Annotated in this window: 12 protein-coding genes and 1 pseudogene; 4 read left to right on the forward strand and 9 right to left on the reverse strand. The window is 71.5% G+C overall.

Annotated features, from left to right (window positions below):
* From VGE38_RS04420 to VGE38_RS04445, 6 genes are all read right to left on the reverse strand, one after another.
* A partial coding sequence (locus tag VGE38_RS04420) for an ABC transporter permease (protein ID WP_331141323.1) occupies positions 1-775 on the reverse strand: 775 nt, incomplete at its 3' end.
* A gap of 35 nt (positions 776-810) precedes the next feature.
* Positions 811-1,815 carry an iron ABC transporter substrate-binding protein gene (locus tag VGE38_RS04425; protein ID WP_331141324.1) on the reverse strand — a complete coding sequence of 335 codons (1,005 nt, stop codon included), beginning with the start codon at positions 1,813-1,815 and terminating at the stop codon, positions 811-813.
* 133 nt (positions 1,816-1,948) lie between these two features.
* Positions 1,949-3,058 (reverse strand): prenyltransferase/squalene oxidase repeat-containing protein, encoded by a 1,110-nt coding sequence (locus VGE38_RS04430; RefSeq protein ID WP_331141325.1) that lies wholly within the window; start codon positions 3,056-3,058, stop codon positions 1,949-1,951.
* Entirely contained in the window at positions 3,055-3,783 is a 729-nt protein-coding gene (locus tag VGE38_RS04435; RefSeq protein WP_331141326.1) for a class I SAM-dependent methyltransferase, read from the reverse strand. Before VGE38_RS04435 ends, VGE38_RS04430 begins: the two co-directional genes overlap by 4 nt.
* Entirely contained in the window at positions 3,770-5,035 is a 1,266-nt protein-coding gene (locus VGE38_RS04440; RefSeq protein WP_331141327.1) for a glycosyltransferase family 4 protein, read from the reverse strand. Before VGE38_RS04440 ends, VGE38_RS04435 begins: the two co-directional genes overlap by 14 nt.
* A 76-nt stretch (positions 5,036-5,111) precedes the next feature.
* A complete protein-coding gene (locus VGE38_RS04445) occupies positions 5,112-6,137 on the reverse strand; it encodes an NAD(P)/FAD-dependent oxidoreductase (RefSeq protein WP_331141328.1) in 1,026 nt (341 codons plus the stop codon).
* 55 nt (positions 6,138-6,192) lie between these two features.
* On the opposite strand from VGE38_RS04445, the gene VGE38_RS04450 reads away from it, so the two are divergent.
* Positions 6,193-6,834 (forward strand): ion channel, encoded by a 642-nt coding sequence (locus VGE38_RS04450; protein ID WP_331141329.1) that lies wholly within the window; start codon positions 6,193-6,195, stop codon positions 6,832-6,834.
* 4 nt (positions 6,835-6,838) lie between these two features.
* Here VGE38_RS04450 and VGE38_RS04455 read toward each other — a convergent pair whose 3' ends face one another.
* A complete protein-coding gene (locus tag VGE38_RS04455) occupies positions 6,839-8,332 on the reverse strand; it encodes a glycoside hydrolase family 6 protein (protein WP_331141330.1) in 1,494 nt (497 codons plus the stop codon).
* A gap of 39 nt (positions 8,333-8,371) precedes the next feature.
* Between VGE38_RS04455 and VGE38_RS04460 the strand changes: the two genes are divergently transcribed.
* A complete protein-coding gene (locus VGE38_RS04460; RefSeq protein WP_331141331.1) occupies positions 8,372-9,439 on the forward strand; it encodes an AbrB family protein in 1,068 nt (355 codons plus the stop codon).
* 13 nt (positions 9,440-9,452) lie between these two features.
* Here VGE38_RS04460 and VGE38_RS04465 read toward each other — a convergent pair whose 3' ends face one another.
* On the reverse strand, positions 9,453-10,712 hold the full coding sequence (locus VGE38_RS04465; protein WP_331141332.1) for an MFS transporter: 1,260 nt from the start codon (positions 10,710-10,712) through the stop codon (positions 9,453-9,455).
* Entirely contained in the window at positions 10,713-12,857 is a 2,145-nt protein-coding gene (uvrB, locus tag VGE38_RS04470) for an excinuclease ABC subunit UvrB (RefSeq protein WP_331141333.1), read from the reverse strand.
* Positions 12,858-13,166: 309 nt separating this feature from the next.
* Between uvrB and VGE38_RS04475 the strand changes: the two genes are divergently transcribed.
* Positions 13,167-13,589 (forward strand): pyridoxamine 5'-phosphate oxidase family protein, encoded by a 423-nt coding sequence (locus VGE38_RS04475; RefSeq protein ID WP_331141334.1) that lies wholly within the window; start codon positions 13,167-13,169, stop codon positions 13,587-13,589.
* Positions 13,590-13,730: 141 nt separating this feature from the next.
* Positions 13,731-14,342: pseudogene (locus VGE38_RS04480) on the forward strand (hypothetical protein); the annotation flags it as partial.

Consider the following 14,342-nt stretch of genomic DNA (forward strand, 5'->3'; position numbering starts at 1 on the left):
AGCGACGCAGCGCGACGGGGGCCGGCGGCCGGGCGACGCCACGGTCGAGCCGGTCTCGGCGGGCCCGGCCGCGCAGCCCCACCTCGCCGGTGAGCAGGACCAAGCAGGCCAGCAGCAGCACACCGGCCAGCAGCGTGGCCGCGGGACCGTTGAAGGCGGTGCCGTACTGCTCCAGGATCGCGGTCGTCAGCGTGGGGTAGTTGAGCAGCTGCAGCGCGCCGTACTCCGCGAGCAGATGGAGCCCGACCAGCAGCGCGCCGCCGAGGACCGCCGGGGCGATCACCGGCAGCACGACCCGGCGCAGCACCCGGTGCGGCGGCTCGCCCAGCGCGGCCGCCGCCTCCTCCAGGCCGGGGTCGATGCGGCGCAGCGCGGCGACCGTGGGCAGGTAGACGAAGGGGTAGTAGGAGAGGCTCACCACCAGCACGGCGCCGAGGTAGCCCTGCACGGCGTGCGTGGTCGAGACCCAGGCGTAGCCGTTGACGAACGCGGGGACGGCCAGCGGCGCGCACAGCACGCCGTGCCACCACCGCCGGCCCGGCAGGTCGGTCCGCTCCACCAGCCATGCGGCCGCCAGGCCGAGCGCGGTGCTGAGCAGCACGCCACCGACCAGCAGCCGACCGGTGTTCCAGAGCAGCTCCCCGACGCGCGGTCGGGCCAGGAACTCCCAGGCCTCGACCGGGCCGAGCGAGGCCGCCGACCAGACGACGTACGCCGGCGGCAGCAGCCCCACGGCGGCGACCGTCAGGGCGACGACCAGCAAGGGGGCCGGCACACCGCCGCGCCCCCGGGTCGGGGCCAGGAGGGTGGTCAGAGGAACCCGACCTCCGTCATGAGCTCGACGACGCGGTCACTGTCGAGGTCGCTGACGTCGACGGCCGGCGGCTGCAGCTCGGAGAACGGCTTGACCGGCGGCTCGAGCTCGACGGCGGGGTTGAGGGGGTACTCCAGCGCGTAGCTGTCGGCGAGCCCCTGCTGTCCGGTCTCGTTGACGAGGAACTCGATGAACCGCTCGGCGTCCTCCGGACGGTCGCTGCCCTTGAGGACCCCGGCACCCGAGACGCTCACGAAGGCGCCCGCGTCCTGGTCGCCGAAGAAGTGCAGGGCGCTGTGGTCGCTGACCTCGCCGGCCTCGGCCTGGTCGCGGTACCAGTAGTAGTGGTAGATGATCCCGACCTCGGACTCGCCGGCGTTGACCGACTCCAGCACGACGTTGTTGCCGTCGTAGACGGTGCCGTTCGTCTTGATGCCCGCGAGCCAGGCGCGGGTGGCCTCCTCCCCCGCCAGCTCCAGCACGGCTGCCACGATGGCCTGGAAGTCGGCGCCCGTGGGCGAGAACGAGATCCGGCCCGCCCACTCCGGCTTGGCCAGGTCGAGGATCGAGGCGGGGAGCTGGTCGGGGCGAACCAGGTCGGTGTTGTAGACGAGCACGGTGGAGCGGGCCACGAAGCCGGTCCACAGTCCGCTGGCGGGGCGGTACTGCGCCGGGATCGGGGCCACCAGGTCGCCGGGCAGCTCGCGGAGCAGTCCCTCGGCCTCGACCTTCGACATGGCCGGCGAGTTCTCGGTCAGGAAGACGTCACCGGGCGAGGCGTCCCCCTCCGCCACCAGCTGCGCGGCCAGCTCGAGGTCCTTGCCGTTGCGCAGCTTGACCTCGATGCCGGTCTCCTCGGTGAACGCGGGCGCCAGCTCCTCGATCAGCTGCTCGTGCTGGGCGTTGTAGACCACCAGCACGTCCTCGTCCCCGCCGGAGCAGGCGGCGAGCGGGACGACGAGCGCGAGCGCGGCGAGCGCGGGAAGGACCGATCGCTTCATGACGGAGACGCATACCCCTAGGGCGAGGGCGTCGCCGTACGCAACGCCACGGAAGGCCCACCTTAGGTTAGGTTTCCCTCACCATGCGAGCCGGTCGGCCCGTGGCGGAGATCACGTCGGTGAAAACCGCGGCTCAGCGAGCGACGGCGTCCTCGCACCGGCAGCCGCACTCGAGGGCGAGCTCGGCGAAGTCCGGCGCCAGCGAGGTGCCCCGCATGATGCCCGAGCCGGGCGTCGCGCCCCCGTGCCGCTCCCCCAGCGCGTCGGCCGCCAGCAGCACCGCGGCGGCGGTGAAGGTGGTGTGCTCCTCGGGCCAGTAGACGTCGGGGTTGTCGTTGGGGTAGCCGGGATCGGCGTAGACCCAGCCGGTCCAGTAGCCGCCGTCCTCGGAGCGCAGGTGCTGCATCTCCGCGAGCAGGCGCAGCGCACGGCGGTCGTCGCCGAGCGCGTCGAGCGCGAGCACCAGCTCGCAGGTCTCGGCGCCGGTCACCCACGGGTTGGTGTCCACGCAGCGCACCCCGAGACCCGGCACCACGAAGTCGTCCCAGCGTGTCGCGATCAGCTCGAGGCCGGCCCCGCCTCGCACGGCGCCACCCAGTACGGGGTAGTACCAGTCCATCGCGAAGGTCGACTTGTCGGCGAACTGCTCGGGGTGCTGCCGGATGGCGTGGCCGAGCCGGCCGCCGGCCAGCTCCCAGTCGGGCTGCGGCTCCCCCACCAGCTCGGCGAGCGCGACGCCGGCACGCAGCGACTGGTAGACCGAGGAGCAGCCGGTCAGCAGGCAGAAGTCGTCGACCGGCGTCCACTGGATGCCACCGAACGGCTGCTGCAGGGCGACCACCCAGTCCAGTCCGGCCCGCACCGAGGGCCACAGCTCCCGGACGAAGTCGAGGTCGCGGCGCAGCAGCCAGTGGTGCCAGACGCCGACGGCCAGGTACGCCGACATGTTGACCTCGCCGCGGTCGTCCTCGACGACGCCGTCGACGATCTTCATCGGCCAGGAGCCGTCGGGCCGCTGCAGCGTCGGGACCCACCGGTAGGCGCGCTCGGCCGCCTCCACCTGGCCGCCGATCATCAGCCCCATGGCGGCCTCGACGTGGTTCCACACGTCGACGTGCTGCCCCGCCGTCCACGGGATCGCGCCGCTCGGCTCCTGGTGGGCAAGGATCGACTCCGAGGTCGCGACGACCTGCTCCCGCGTGAGGATGCCCTCGACGAACGGGACGGCGGACACCCGGGTCACGCGGTCGCGCTCTCGAGCGGCTTGTGGAAGTAGAGCACCATGCTCTTGCCGATCACCGGGTCGAGCACCTTGCCGGCCCACTGCAGCACCTTCGGCGCCTTGACGATCTCCCACACGAGCAGCTTGTGGTAGGCCCGCACGGCCGGATGCTGGTCGTTCTCGACGCCGACGGCGCACTTGATCCACCAGTACGGCGAGTGCAGGCCGTGGGCGTAGTCCTTGCCGTCGTAGGCCAGGCCGGCCTTGGTGACCTTGTCGCGCAGCTCTTCCTCGGTGTAGATGCGGATGTGGCCGCCCTCGTTGTTGTGGTAGTCGTCGGACAGCTTCCAGTTGACGACCTCGGGGAACCAGCGCGGCACCGACACCGCCATCGTGCCGCCCGGGCGCAGCACCCGGACCAGCTCACCGATGGCCTGGATGTCGGCCGGGATGTGCTCGAGCACCTCGGCGGCGACGATCCGGTCGAACTCGCCGTCGGCGAACGGCAGGGCGAGGGCGTCGCCCTCCTTGGTCGCGGCCTCGGCGCCGTCCGGCACCTCGCCACCCTCCTTCATCGCCCAGAACCACTCGTTGACCTTCGCGAGCTCGTCGGCGTCCTGGTCGAAGGCGACGACGTCGGCGCCGCGGCGGTACATCTCGAAGGCGTGCCGGCCGCCGCCGCATCCCATGTCGAGGACGCGGTCACCCGGCCGGAGCCCGAGGCGGTCGAAGTCAACGGTCAGCACGGTTCCTCCTGCTGTGGTGGTGCGTGTCGTGGTCGGAGATCACTCGCTCGTAGGCGGCGACCATGCGCTCGGCCACCGCGTGCCAGCTGAACAGCTCCTCGACACGGGCGCGGCCCGCGGCCCCCATGCGGGCGCGCCGCTCGGGGTCGTCGAGCAGCGCCTCGAGGGCTGCGGTGAGCTCGCCGACGTCGCCGGGGGTGACCAGGTCGGCGCACTCGCCATCGGGACCGACGACCTCGGGGATGGCGCCCGCGCGGGAGACGACCAGCGGCGTGGCACAGGCCATCAGCTCGGCGGTCGGGAGCGAGAAGCCCTCGTAGAGGGAGGGGACGCAGGCGACCTCGGCCGACCCCATCAGGGCGACCAGCTCGTCGTCGGAGAGGCCGCTCACGAAGCGGACCGCGTCGCCGATGGCGAGCCGCTCGATCAGCCGCTCCGTCACACCGCCGGGCTTGGGGCTCGTGACGAGCACCAGCTCGACATCACGCTCGGTGCGCAGCTTGGCGAAGGCCTCCAGCAGGGTGGCGATGCCCTTCAGCGGCGCGTCGGCCGACGCCATCGCCAGGATCCGGCCCGGCACCCGGGGCGCGGCCGGCGGCACGAACCGCTCGTCGACGCCCAGCGGGATCGTGGTGATCCGCCCCGGGTCGACGCCGAACTCGCGGGCCACGTCCTGCTTGGAGGAGTCCGAGGGAGTGATGATCGGGCCGATGCGGCGAGCCACCCGGGCCTGCATCCGGAGGAAGCCGTACCACCGCCACACGCCGTACCTTTTGCGCAGGGTGGGCGCCGCCGCCAGCTCGATGCGGCGGTCCATCGTGATCGGGTGGTGGATGGTGGTGACCAGCGGCAGGCCGAGCCTCCCGATGCCGAGCATCGCGGTGGCGAGCGTCTGGTTGTCGTGGACGATGTCGAAGTCGCCGGCGCGGTGGCCGAGGACCTTGAGCACCCGCCGGCCGAACGTGCGCGGCTCCGGGAAGCCGCCGGTCGACATGATCAGGAACTCACCGACGTCGATCAGGTCGCGGAACTCGCGCCACCCGGGGGTCCGGAACGGGTCGTCGTCGCGGTAGAGGTCGAGGCTCGGCACCTTGGTGAGCGCGACGCCCTCGTCGAGCTCGGGGTAGGGCTGGCCGGAGAAGACCTCGACCTCGTGGCCCAGGCGCACCAGCTCACGGCTGAGCCGGCGAACGTAGATGCCCTGCCCCCCGACATGAGGCTTGCTGCGGTAGGACAACAGCGCGATCCGCAACCACGGCCCCCTTGGAGTTCGAACACGTTGGTGACTGGCGAGTAGCCCGTCCGTGGGGCAAGCGTAGTGATCGCTCTCAACTTCCTTCACTCGAGTGTCCGGGGAACACGTGCGCGGTGGGGTCGATGACCACCGCGGCGTTGTTGACGGCGGTCGCCGCCTCGCCGAAGCCGACCGCGATCAGCCGCACCTTGCCGGGGTACTCGGTGATGTCGCCGGCGGCGAAGACACGCGGCAGGCTGGTGCGCATCGCCGCGTCGACTACTACGTGCCGCTTGGCCACCTCGATCCCCCACTGCTGCAGCGGTCCCAGGTCGGCGACGAAGCCCAGTGCGGCGACGACCGCCTGCGCCTTGAGGGTGACCGTCTCGCCGGCGACCGCGAGGTCGACCTCCTCCACCTGGTCGTTCCCTCGCAGGGCCGTCACCTCGGCGTTGGTGACGATGTCCACGCCCAGGTCGCGCACCGCTGCCACGGTCCGCTCGTGCGCCCGGAAGGCCTCCCTGCGGTGCACGAGCGTGACGCTGCGGGCGAGTGGGTGCAGGTGCAGCGCCCAGTCGAAGGCGGAGTCGCCACCGCCCACGACGACGACGTCCTTGCCGACGTACGGCTCGAAGGAGGGCACGAAGAACTCCAGCCCGCGCCCGAGCCAGCCCTCGCCCGCCGGCAGCGGCCGGGGCGTGAACTTCCCGATCCCCGCGGTGATCAGCACCGCCTTGGCGGTGACCCGGCTGCCGTCGTCGAGGGTGAGGGTCACGTCGTCCTCGCCCTGGTCCAGCCCCACCGCGGTCCGCCCGAGGAGGTACGTCGGATCGGCGGTCGCCGCCTGCTCGACCAGCCCCGCCACCAGGTCCCGGCCCTTGACGGAGGGGAACCCGGCCACGTCGAGGATCTGCTTCTCGGGGTACATCGCGGTCACCTGGCCGCCGAGCTCGGGCAGCGAGTCGACGACCGCCACCCGCAGACCGCGGAAGCCGGCGTAGTAGGTCGCGAACAGCCCGGTCGGGCCGGCGCCGACCACGAGCAGGTCGACGCTGGGGTCGACGCTCGGATCGACGCTCGGGTCGTCGGAGAGGGGCGCGGGCGCAGTGGCGTCGGTCACCCCGGTGATCCTGCTCCTCCGCGATGCGGCTCTCAAGGGGTCCTACGATCCTCCCGTGACCCGCTACCTCGACGCGATCCGCGCCCACCCCTCGGCGGTGCTGCTCTTCGGTCAGCTGGTCGCGGTCATCGCCTACCCGTTCCTGACCGGCTCGACGGCCGGCCGGGCCACCATCGGGGTGGTGCAGCTGCTGCTCGTGCTGACCGCCCTCGCCGCCGTACGGCGCACGCCGACGCTCACCTGGGTCTCGCTCATCTTCGGCCTCCCGGCGACCGTCTTCGCCGTCTGGGAGGCCGTCGCGCCGCACACCGGCTGGGTGGTGCTGACCTCGGCGTTCTTCCACGTGCCGTTCTACCTGTTCGTCTCCTACGCGATGATCAAGTACCTCTTTCACGACGACAAGGTCACCCGCGACGAGCTGTTCGCCACCGGCGCCGCCTTCACCGTGGTCGCGTGGGCGTTCGCCTACCTCTACGCCGCCGTACAGGTGATCTGGCCGGGGTCGTTCGGCCAGGAGCTGCCGTGGTTCGAGCTGCTGTTCCTGTCCTTCACGACGCTGACCTCGACCGGGCTGTCGGACATCGTGCCCGTCGAGGCGCACGCGCGCTCCTTCGTCATGCTCGAGCAGGTCGCCGGCGTCTTCTACGTCGCGCTCGTGGTGGCCCGCCTGGTCGGGCTGACCCGGCCCCAGCGCTGAGCGCTCACTGGAACGGCGTCGAGCGAGCCACCTCGAGCGAGCGACTGAGCGAGAACGGCGAGTTCTGCCGCACCAGCCAGGGCCGGCCGAACCACAGGTAGCCGTCGACCAGCCGCGTGGCGAGCCGCTCCTGGCGGCCGGTGAGGCCGAGCCCCTCGTGGCCGGTCACCTGACTCGTCGGCGGCACACCGAGGGTGTTGCACGTGGTGTCACGCAGGCTCCGGCAGGTCGCGGCGTTGTCATAATCGGCGCCGGGGTGCTCGGCGCGGTGCTGGAGCCAGGTGAACGGCCTGCCGTTGTCGGCGGTGTCGATGACGAACCGCTTGCCCGGGTAGCCGCGGGCGGCGAGCTCCTCGACCAGCCCGGCGCCGTAGTCGATGTTGTCGGCCACGCTGGAGTAGTGGGTGGCGCCGAGCGCGAACCCGCGGACATGCTCGATGCCGGCGGCCTCGAGCACCGGGACGATCTTGGCGTAGGAGAGCCAGTCGGAGTCCGAGGCGTCGAGATACACGGTGGTGCGCGGGAGGTCGCTGAGACGCTCGGCGGCGTAGCGCACCAGTTCGAGCCGGACCGCCGGGTCGGCCGTCCGCATCTCGTGGGCGTTGTTCGGGACGGCGTTGAGGCCGAGGTCGGGCTCGAGCACGATCGCCACCCGGGCGTCCCCGATCGCCGCGGCGACCCGGTCGACCCAGGCGCGGTAGTCGCTCTGCTCCGAGCGGCTCAGCGGCTTGTTGCGGCCGCCCTCACCGCGCGGCCACTCCCGGAACACGGCCAGCTGGATCAGCGCGTCCTCGCCGAACTCCGACTGCTGCTCGGCGATGAAGTCCTCGACGGCGGGACCGATCCTCGAGACGGGCCAGTTGGCGGCGAACCAGATCACCCGTGGCTGCAGGGCGATCTTGCCCAGCAGGCGCCTGCTCTCCCCGCTCGCGCGCTGGTACGCCGGATAGATGCCGTTCCACTCGCCCCGGTAGACCGCCCACGGCCCGTCGGCGAGCGGGTTGTCGGGTGCGACGACGGCCGGCTTGCTGCGCCGGGTGGCCGGTGTGAAGCCGGGCTGGCTCACGACCGCATGGACACGGACCGTGCGGCCGACCATCTCGGGGCCGGGCCGGAAGCGCCGGTGGGTGGCGATCACCTCGCCGCCGGAGCGCCACTCGAACGCGACGGCGCTCCCGGCCGGCACGGCCCCCTTCGGCAGGCGCGCCACCAGGCGCTCGCCCACCCGGGGCTCGCCGGTGATCCGGGGACGTCTCGCGATGCTCACCGCCGGCGGCGGCGCGGGGATCGCCGTCGGTGTCGGCTCGGACGGATCCGTGGCCGGGCCGGCCGAGGCGGCCGGCGTACCGCCGCTGCTGTCGCTGGCGTCGTTCCCGTGGTCACCCGTCACCGCCACCACGACCGCCGTCAGTCCGACGGCGAGCGCGGTCGCGACGACCGCGAGCAGCGCGAGCGCGCGCCACGACGGGGACCTGCGCGTCAGGGATGCGTCCGGCACGCTGACCGAGACTACGTGCTCACCCCTACGCTGGCGGCGATGAGCGGGCGCGAGCGGACCAGGTGGCACGGCGCCGCTCTCGTCGTCGCCGTCACGGTGGCCGCCTCGGCGGTACTGCAGCTGGTCGCGGTGCCGTCGGCACCGCTCTTCGGATCGCTGTTCGGCGGCATGGCGCACGCCCTCACCTCGCGGACGCCGCTCGAGCTCCCCGCTCCTGCCTTCCGGGTCGCGCAGGCCATGATCGGCGTCATCATCGGCGCGTCGGTGAGCCTGCCGGCGCTGACCCGGATGGGGTCGGACGCCGTGGCCATCGCGCTAGTGACCGCGGGCACGATCGGGGTGAGCCTGATCGCGGGACGGATGCTCGCCGTACGGCGCGACGTGTCGCCGGTGACCGGCGCGTTCGCGATGATCGCCGGCGGGGCGAGCGGCGTGGTGGCGGTCGCCCACGACCTCGGGGCGGACGACCGGGTGGTGACGGTGGTGCAGTACCTGCGGGTGCTGATCGTGCTCGTCACGCTGCCCGTCGTGACCGCCGTCGTCTTCCGCCCCGAGCACGGCCTCGGCCTCCTCCCGACGGCCGACGCGCCGCTGCTGCCCTCGCTGGCGTACGTCGCCCTCGCGCTCCTCCTCGGCCTGCTGCTCGCCCGCCTGGTGCCGGTGACGACCGCGGTGCTGCTCGGTCCGTTTCTCGTGGGCGCGGTCCTGAGCCAGTCCGGGTGGCTCGGCACGGTCGCCGTCCCGACCGCGCTGGAGTGGCTGGCCTACGCGGCGATCGGCGTGCAGGTCGGCCTGCGGTTCACCCGGGAGTCCGTGGCCTCGATCGCGCGGATGCTGCCCGCGGTCATCGCCGTCATCGCCGCGATGATCGCGGTGAACGCGGCGATGGGGGCCGCGCTGGCCCGGCTGACGCCGGTCGACGGGCTGACGGCCTACCTGGCGACCACGCCGGGCGGACTGTTCGCCGTGCTGGCCACCGCTGCCGACACGGGCGCCGACGTCACTTACGTGATGGCGGTGCAGCTGGTGCGGCTGGTCGTCATCCTGGCGACCCTGCCGCTGCTCGCCCGCTGGCTGCGGCGGGGCGCTCGGGCCGACGAGACATAGTCGGTCGAGCGGGTCAGCCGGTCGTCGAGACGAGCTCGGAGCGCGGCGTCCTGGCCCGCGCGAGGCGGCGGTAGCGCAGGATCTGCACGACGCCGAGCGCCCACAGCAGGTAGGGCACGCTCATCGCCCACCGGAACGCCTCGGGGGTGTAGTCGCCGGTTCCGGGCGTACGCCAGTCCAGCACCCAGCCGATGGCGAGGACCAGCACGAGGGAGGCGACGAAGCCGCCCTGGTTGACGATGCCGCTCGCGCTGGCGAACCGCTCGTGCGGGTTGGACGTGCGGGCCAGGTCGAAGCCGATCATCGACGCCGGCCCGCCGATGCCGATCACCATCACGAAGACCATGAGCAGCCACAGCGGTGCGGCACCGGGCCACGCCAGCACGACCGTCCAGACGGCGACGCCGCTGCCGATGATCGAGAGCGCCATCGTGGACCGGTGCCACGGCTCCCGCCCGATCGCCCAGCCCAGCACCGGCCCGACCGCCATCACGGTCAGCGTCATCACGGTGAGGAGCAGGCCCGCCTCGTGGTCGGTGCGACCCTCGCCCCGGACGAAGAACGGCAGTCCCCACAGCAGGCCGATCGCGTTGGCCGGGAACGGCGTCGTGAAGTGCACCCAGAACGCCAGCCGGGTCCCCGGATGCCGCCATGACTCCGCCAGGCCACTGCCGACCTGGCGCATCGTCTGGCTCACACCACGCACGTTCGGCCGGCCGGGAGCGTCGTGGAGCACGAACAGCGCGACCAACGCGACCACGGGACCGATGGCGGCGGTGAACAGGTAGGCCCGGGTCCAGCCGAAGGACCCCAGCGCCCACGTCATCGGAATGGCGGCCACGACCGTGCCGAGCTGGCCGACGGTCCCCGACAGCGTCGTCATCAGCGGCACCCGCCGCGGGGCGAACCAGGTCGCCGCGATGCGCAGCAGGCAGATGAAGGTCATCGAGTCGCCCACACCCACCAGCGCGCGCGCCGCCAGCGCCAGCGGATAGGAGTCGGCGAACGCGAAACCCGCCTGCGCGGCGCTGATGACCAGCATCCCGGTCAGCATGACGGTGCGGGGTCCGAACCGGTCGACCAGCAGTCCGACGGGGATCTGCATGCCGGCGTACACGACGAGCTGCAGGGTCGTGAAGGTGGCCAGCTGCGAGGCGGAGATGTCGAAGCGCTCGGCGGCGACCAGACCGGCCACCGCGAGGGAGGAGCGGTGGAAGACCGCCAGGAAGTACGCCGTGACGGCGACGCCCCAGACCAGGTAGGAGCGGCGCACCTACTTGGTGGCTTCCATCATCTGGCGCAGTTCCTTCTTCAGGCCGGAAATCTCGTCACGCAGCCGGGCCGCGACCTCGAACTGCAGCTCCGCGGCGGCGTTCTTCATCTGCTCGGTGAGGTCCTGGATGAGCTGTGCCAGGTCGGTGCTCGGGAGGCCGACCAGGCCGTGCTCCCGCGCCTCGGTCGCGGCGTCGCCGAGCGTCGGGACGGGCTGCTTCTTCGCCTTCACGCCGCCCGCGCGACCCTTCACGCCGGCGTCGGCCCACGTCTGCAGCAGCTCCTGGGTGCTCTCGTCCTCGCGGGCGAGCATGTCGGTGATGTCGGCGATCTTCTTGCGCAGCGGCTGCGGGTCGATGCCGCGCTCGGTGTTGTAGGCGACCTGCTTGGCGCGGCGCCGGTTGGTCTCCTCGATCGCAGCCTCCATCGAGGGGGTGACGCGGTCGGCGTACATGATGACCTGGCCCGAGACGTTACGGGCGGCGCGGCCGATGGTCTGGATCAGCGACTTGTCCGAGCGCAGGAACCCCTCCTTGTCGGCGTCGAGGATCGCGACGAGGGAGACCTCGGGCAGGTCGAGGCCCTCGCGGAGCAGGTTGATGCCGACCAGGACGTCGTACTCCCCCATCCGCAGCTCGCGCAGCAGCTCGATGCGGCGCAGGGTGTCGACCTCGGAGTGGAGGTAGCGGGTGCGGATCCCCGCGTCGAGGAGGTAGTCGGTCAGGTCCTCGGACATCTTCTTCGTCAGCGTGGTGACCAGGACCCGCTCGTTGCGCTCGACGCGCAGCTTGATCTCGTGGATGAGGTCGTCGATCTGGCCCTTCGTGGGCTTGACGATCACCTCGGGGTCGACCAGGCCGGTCGGGCGGATGATCTGCTCGACGACGTCGGGGCGGCCGTCGGGGCCGGTGACCTTGTCGAGCTCGTAGTCGCCGGGCGTCGCGGAGAGGTAGATGGTCTGGCCGATGCGCTCGAGGAACTCCTCCCACCGCAGCGGCCGGTTGTCCATCGCGCTGGGGAGCCGGAAGCCGTGCTCGACCAGGTTGCGCTTGCGGGACATGTCGCCTTCGTACATGCCGCCGATCTGCGGCACCGCGACGTGGGACTCGTCGACGACGAGGACGAAGTCCTCGGGGAAGTAGTCGAGCAGGCAGTTCGGGGCGCTGCCGCGCGGGCGGCCGTCGATGTGCATCGAGTAGTTCTCGATGCCCGAGCAGGAGCCGACCTGGCGCATCATCTCGACGTCGTACGTCGTGCGCATCCGCAGCCGCTGTGCCTCGAGCAGCTTCCCCTCCCTCTCGAACTTGGCGAGCTGGTCCTCCAGCTCGAGCTCGATGCCGCGGATGGCGCGCTCCATCCGCTCGGGGCCGGCGACGTAATGGGTGGCCGGGAAGACGTAGAGCTCCTGGTCCTCGGTCAGCACCTCCCCGGTGACGGCGTGCAGCGTCATCAGCCGCTCGATCTCGTCGCCGAAGAACTCCACGCGCACGGCGTGCTCCTCGTAGACCGGGAAGATCTCGAGGGTGTCGCCGCGGACGCGGAACGTGCCGCGGGTGAAGGACAGGTCGTTGCGGGTGTACTGGATCTCGACCAGGCGGCGCAGGATCGAGTCGCGGTCGTGCTCCTCGCCGACACGCAGCCGGATCATGCGGTCGACGTACTCCTGCGGGGTGCCGAGACCGTAGATGCAGCTCACCGTGCTGACCACGATCACGTCGCGGCGCGTCAGCAGGCTGTTGGTGGCGCTGTGGCGCAGCCGCTCGACCTCCTCGTTGATGGAGGAGTCCTTCTCGATGTAGGTGTCGGTCTGCGGGACGTAGGCCTCGGGCTGGTAGTAGTCGTAGTAGCTGACGAAGTACTCCACCGCGTTGTCGGGGTAGAGCTGGCGCAGCTCGTTGGCGAACTGCGCCGCCAGCGTCTTGTTGGGCTGCAGCACCAGCAACGGCCGCTGCAGCCGCTCGGCCACCCACGCCACCGTCGCGGTCTTGCCGGTTCCGGTGGCGCCGAGCAGGACGACGTCCTGCACACCACCCTGGATCCGCCGGGTGATCTCCTCGATCGCGGCCGGCTGGTCACCGCTCGGCTGGTAGTCGGAGACGACCTTGAACGGCGCCACGCGGCGCTCGAGATCGGTGACGGGACGCATGTCTAGAAGCGTACGGGGGGCCGCCGACAGTCCGTCTCGTTGGCCGGGCAGCGAAGGCCGGGCCGCTTCGTTGGTCGAGCAGTGAAGGCCACCAAGGCCTGAGCGTGTCGAGGCCTCCGTAGCCGCCCGCGCATGACCGGTCCTTGGCCCGGTCGCCTGGGAGTTGGCGATGGGGGCGTCATAGCTCGCCGCATGGGAGCCGTCACGAACGAAGGGCGCGAACCGTCGACATTGCCCCATTCGCGGCGGGATGACGCACCTTCGCAGCCATCGGATGCGCCAGAAGCAAGCTGAGAGAGGATCCGTGGCATGGCTCTCTGGACACCCGGCTGGGATGTGTTCCCGCCCGACCTACGCGACTTCTGGACCGAACGGCACCTCTGCACCTTGAGCACCGTGCGTCCGGACGGACGGCCTCACGCGGTACCGGTCGGCGTCGTGCTCGACCACGACGAGCGCTGCGCCTGGGTGATCACTAACCGCACCTCGCACAAAGTCCGCCACATCTCGACTGGGCTGGCGACAGGTGTGCCCGTGGCAGCCTGCCAGGTCGACGGCAAGCGCTGGTCCACCCTTGAGGGCCGCGCCCGGATTCTGACAGAGCCGCACGCTGTGCGCCGAGCCGAGGAGTGTTACGCCAACCGATATCGGACCCCCGGAGCCAACCCGATGCGCGTCGCGATCAGGATTGAAGTCGACCGATTCCTCATGTCGAGCACCCTCTCGGGTTGATGCGACCCTGGACCCGCCCGACCTGTGTCGCGGCCCGGCGTCTCGACGACGCTCCCTGGCGCTCGCTGCTCGACCGGCGCCCTCCACAGCCCGGTGGCGGGGGCGGCATGGAATGTCGGTGCCCTCTGGTGGAGTGGTGTCATGACGATCTCGGACCTCGTGGTGGGCGATGCGGTGCTGGACTCCAGTGCCGGGTTGCTGGCCGAGGTGCGGGCCTCGCGACGTCGGGTGGCGGCCGAGGAGGTGCTGCAGCTGCGGTTGGCGCTGCGGTACGCGGCGTTCAACTCCCCGGACTCGATCCATCCGGCCGCGTCGATGCCGGGCAGTGAGGGCGAGCTGTCCATCGCCGGGGACGGTGCGCCCGGGATCGCGGAGTTCGCGGTGGTGGAGTTCGCCGCCGCCTGTGGCCTCTCGGCCGACGCCGGCCGCAACTACCTCGGTGACGTCATCGAGCTGGCGTACCGGCTGCCGGCCACCCTGGACCGGGTGCTGACCGGCGAGGTGCCGGTGTGGCGGGCCCGGCGCATCGCCCAGCACACCGTGACCCTGCCACCCGACGGCGCCGCCTGGGTCGACACCCAGGTCGCCGGAGTCGCGGAGAAGGTCGGACCCATCACCCTGGACCGGCTGGTGGCCGACGCGATCGTCCGGTTCGACCCCGAGACCGCCGCCCAACGCGCGCTGGAGGACCTCGAGACCCGCCACGCCCGCGTCACCCTCAACCACGTCCCCGACGGCATTCTGGCCACCGGC

This window comes from Nocardioides sp. (genome assembly GCF_036405735.1).
Lineage (GTDB): Bacteria > Actinomycetota > Actinomycetes > Propionibacteriales > Nocardioidaceae > Nocardioides.

Excerpts from the sequence above, each read along its gene's own strand:
- VGE38_RS04475 (WP_331141334.1), top strand. The coding sequence starts at position 13,167 with ATGGCTCTCTGGACACCCGGCTGGGATGTGTTCCCGCCCGACCTACGC.
- VGE38_RS04460 (WP_331141331.1), top strand. The coding sequence starts at position 8,372 with ATGAGCGGGCGCGAGCGGACCAGGTGGCACGGCGCCGCTCTCGTCGTC.
- uvrB (WP_331141333.1), bottom strand. The coding sequence starts at position 12,857 with ATGCGTCCCGTCACCGATCTCGAGCGCCGCGTGGCGCCGTTCAAGGTC.
- VGE38_RS04425 (WP_331141324.1), bottom strand. The coding sequence starts at position 1,815 with ATGAAGCGATCGGTCCTTCCCGCGCTCGCCGCGCTCGCGCTCGTCGTC.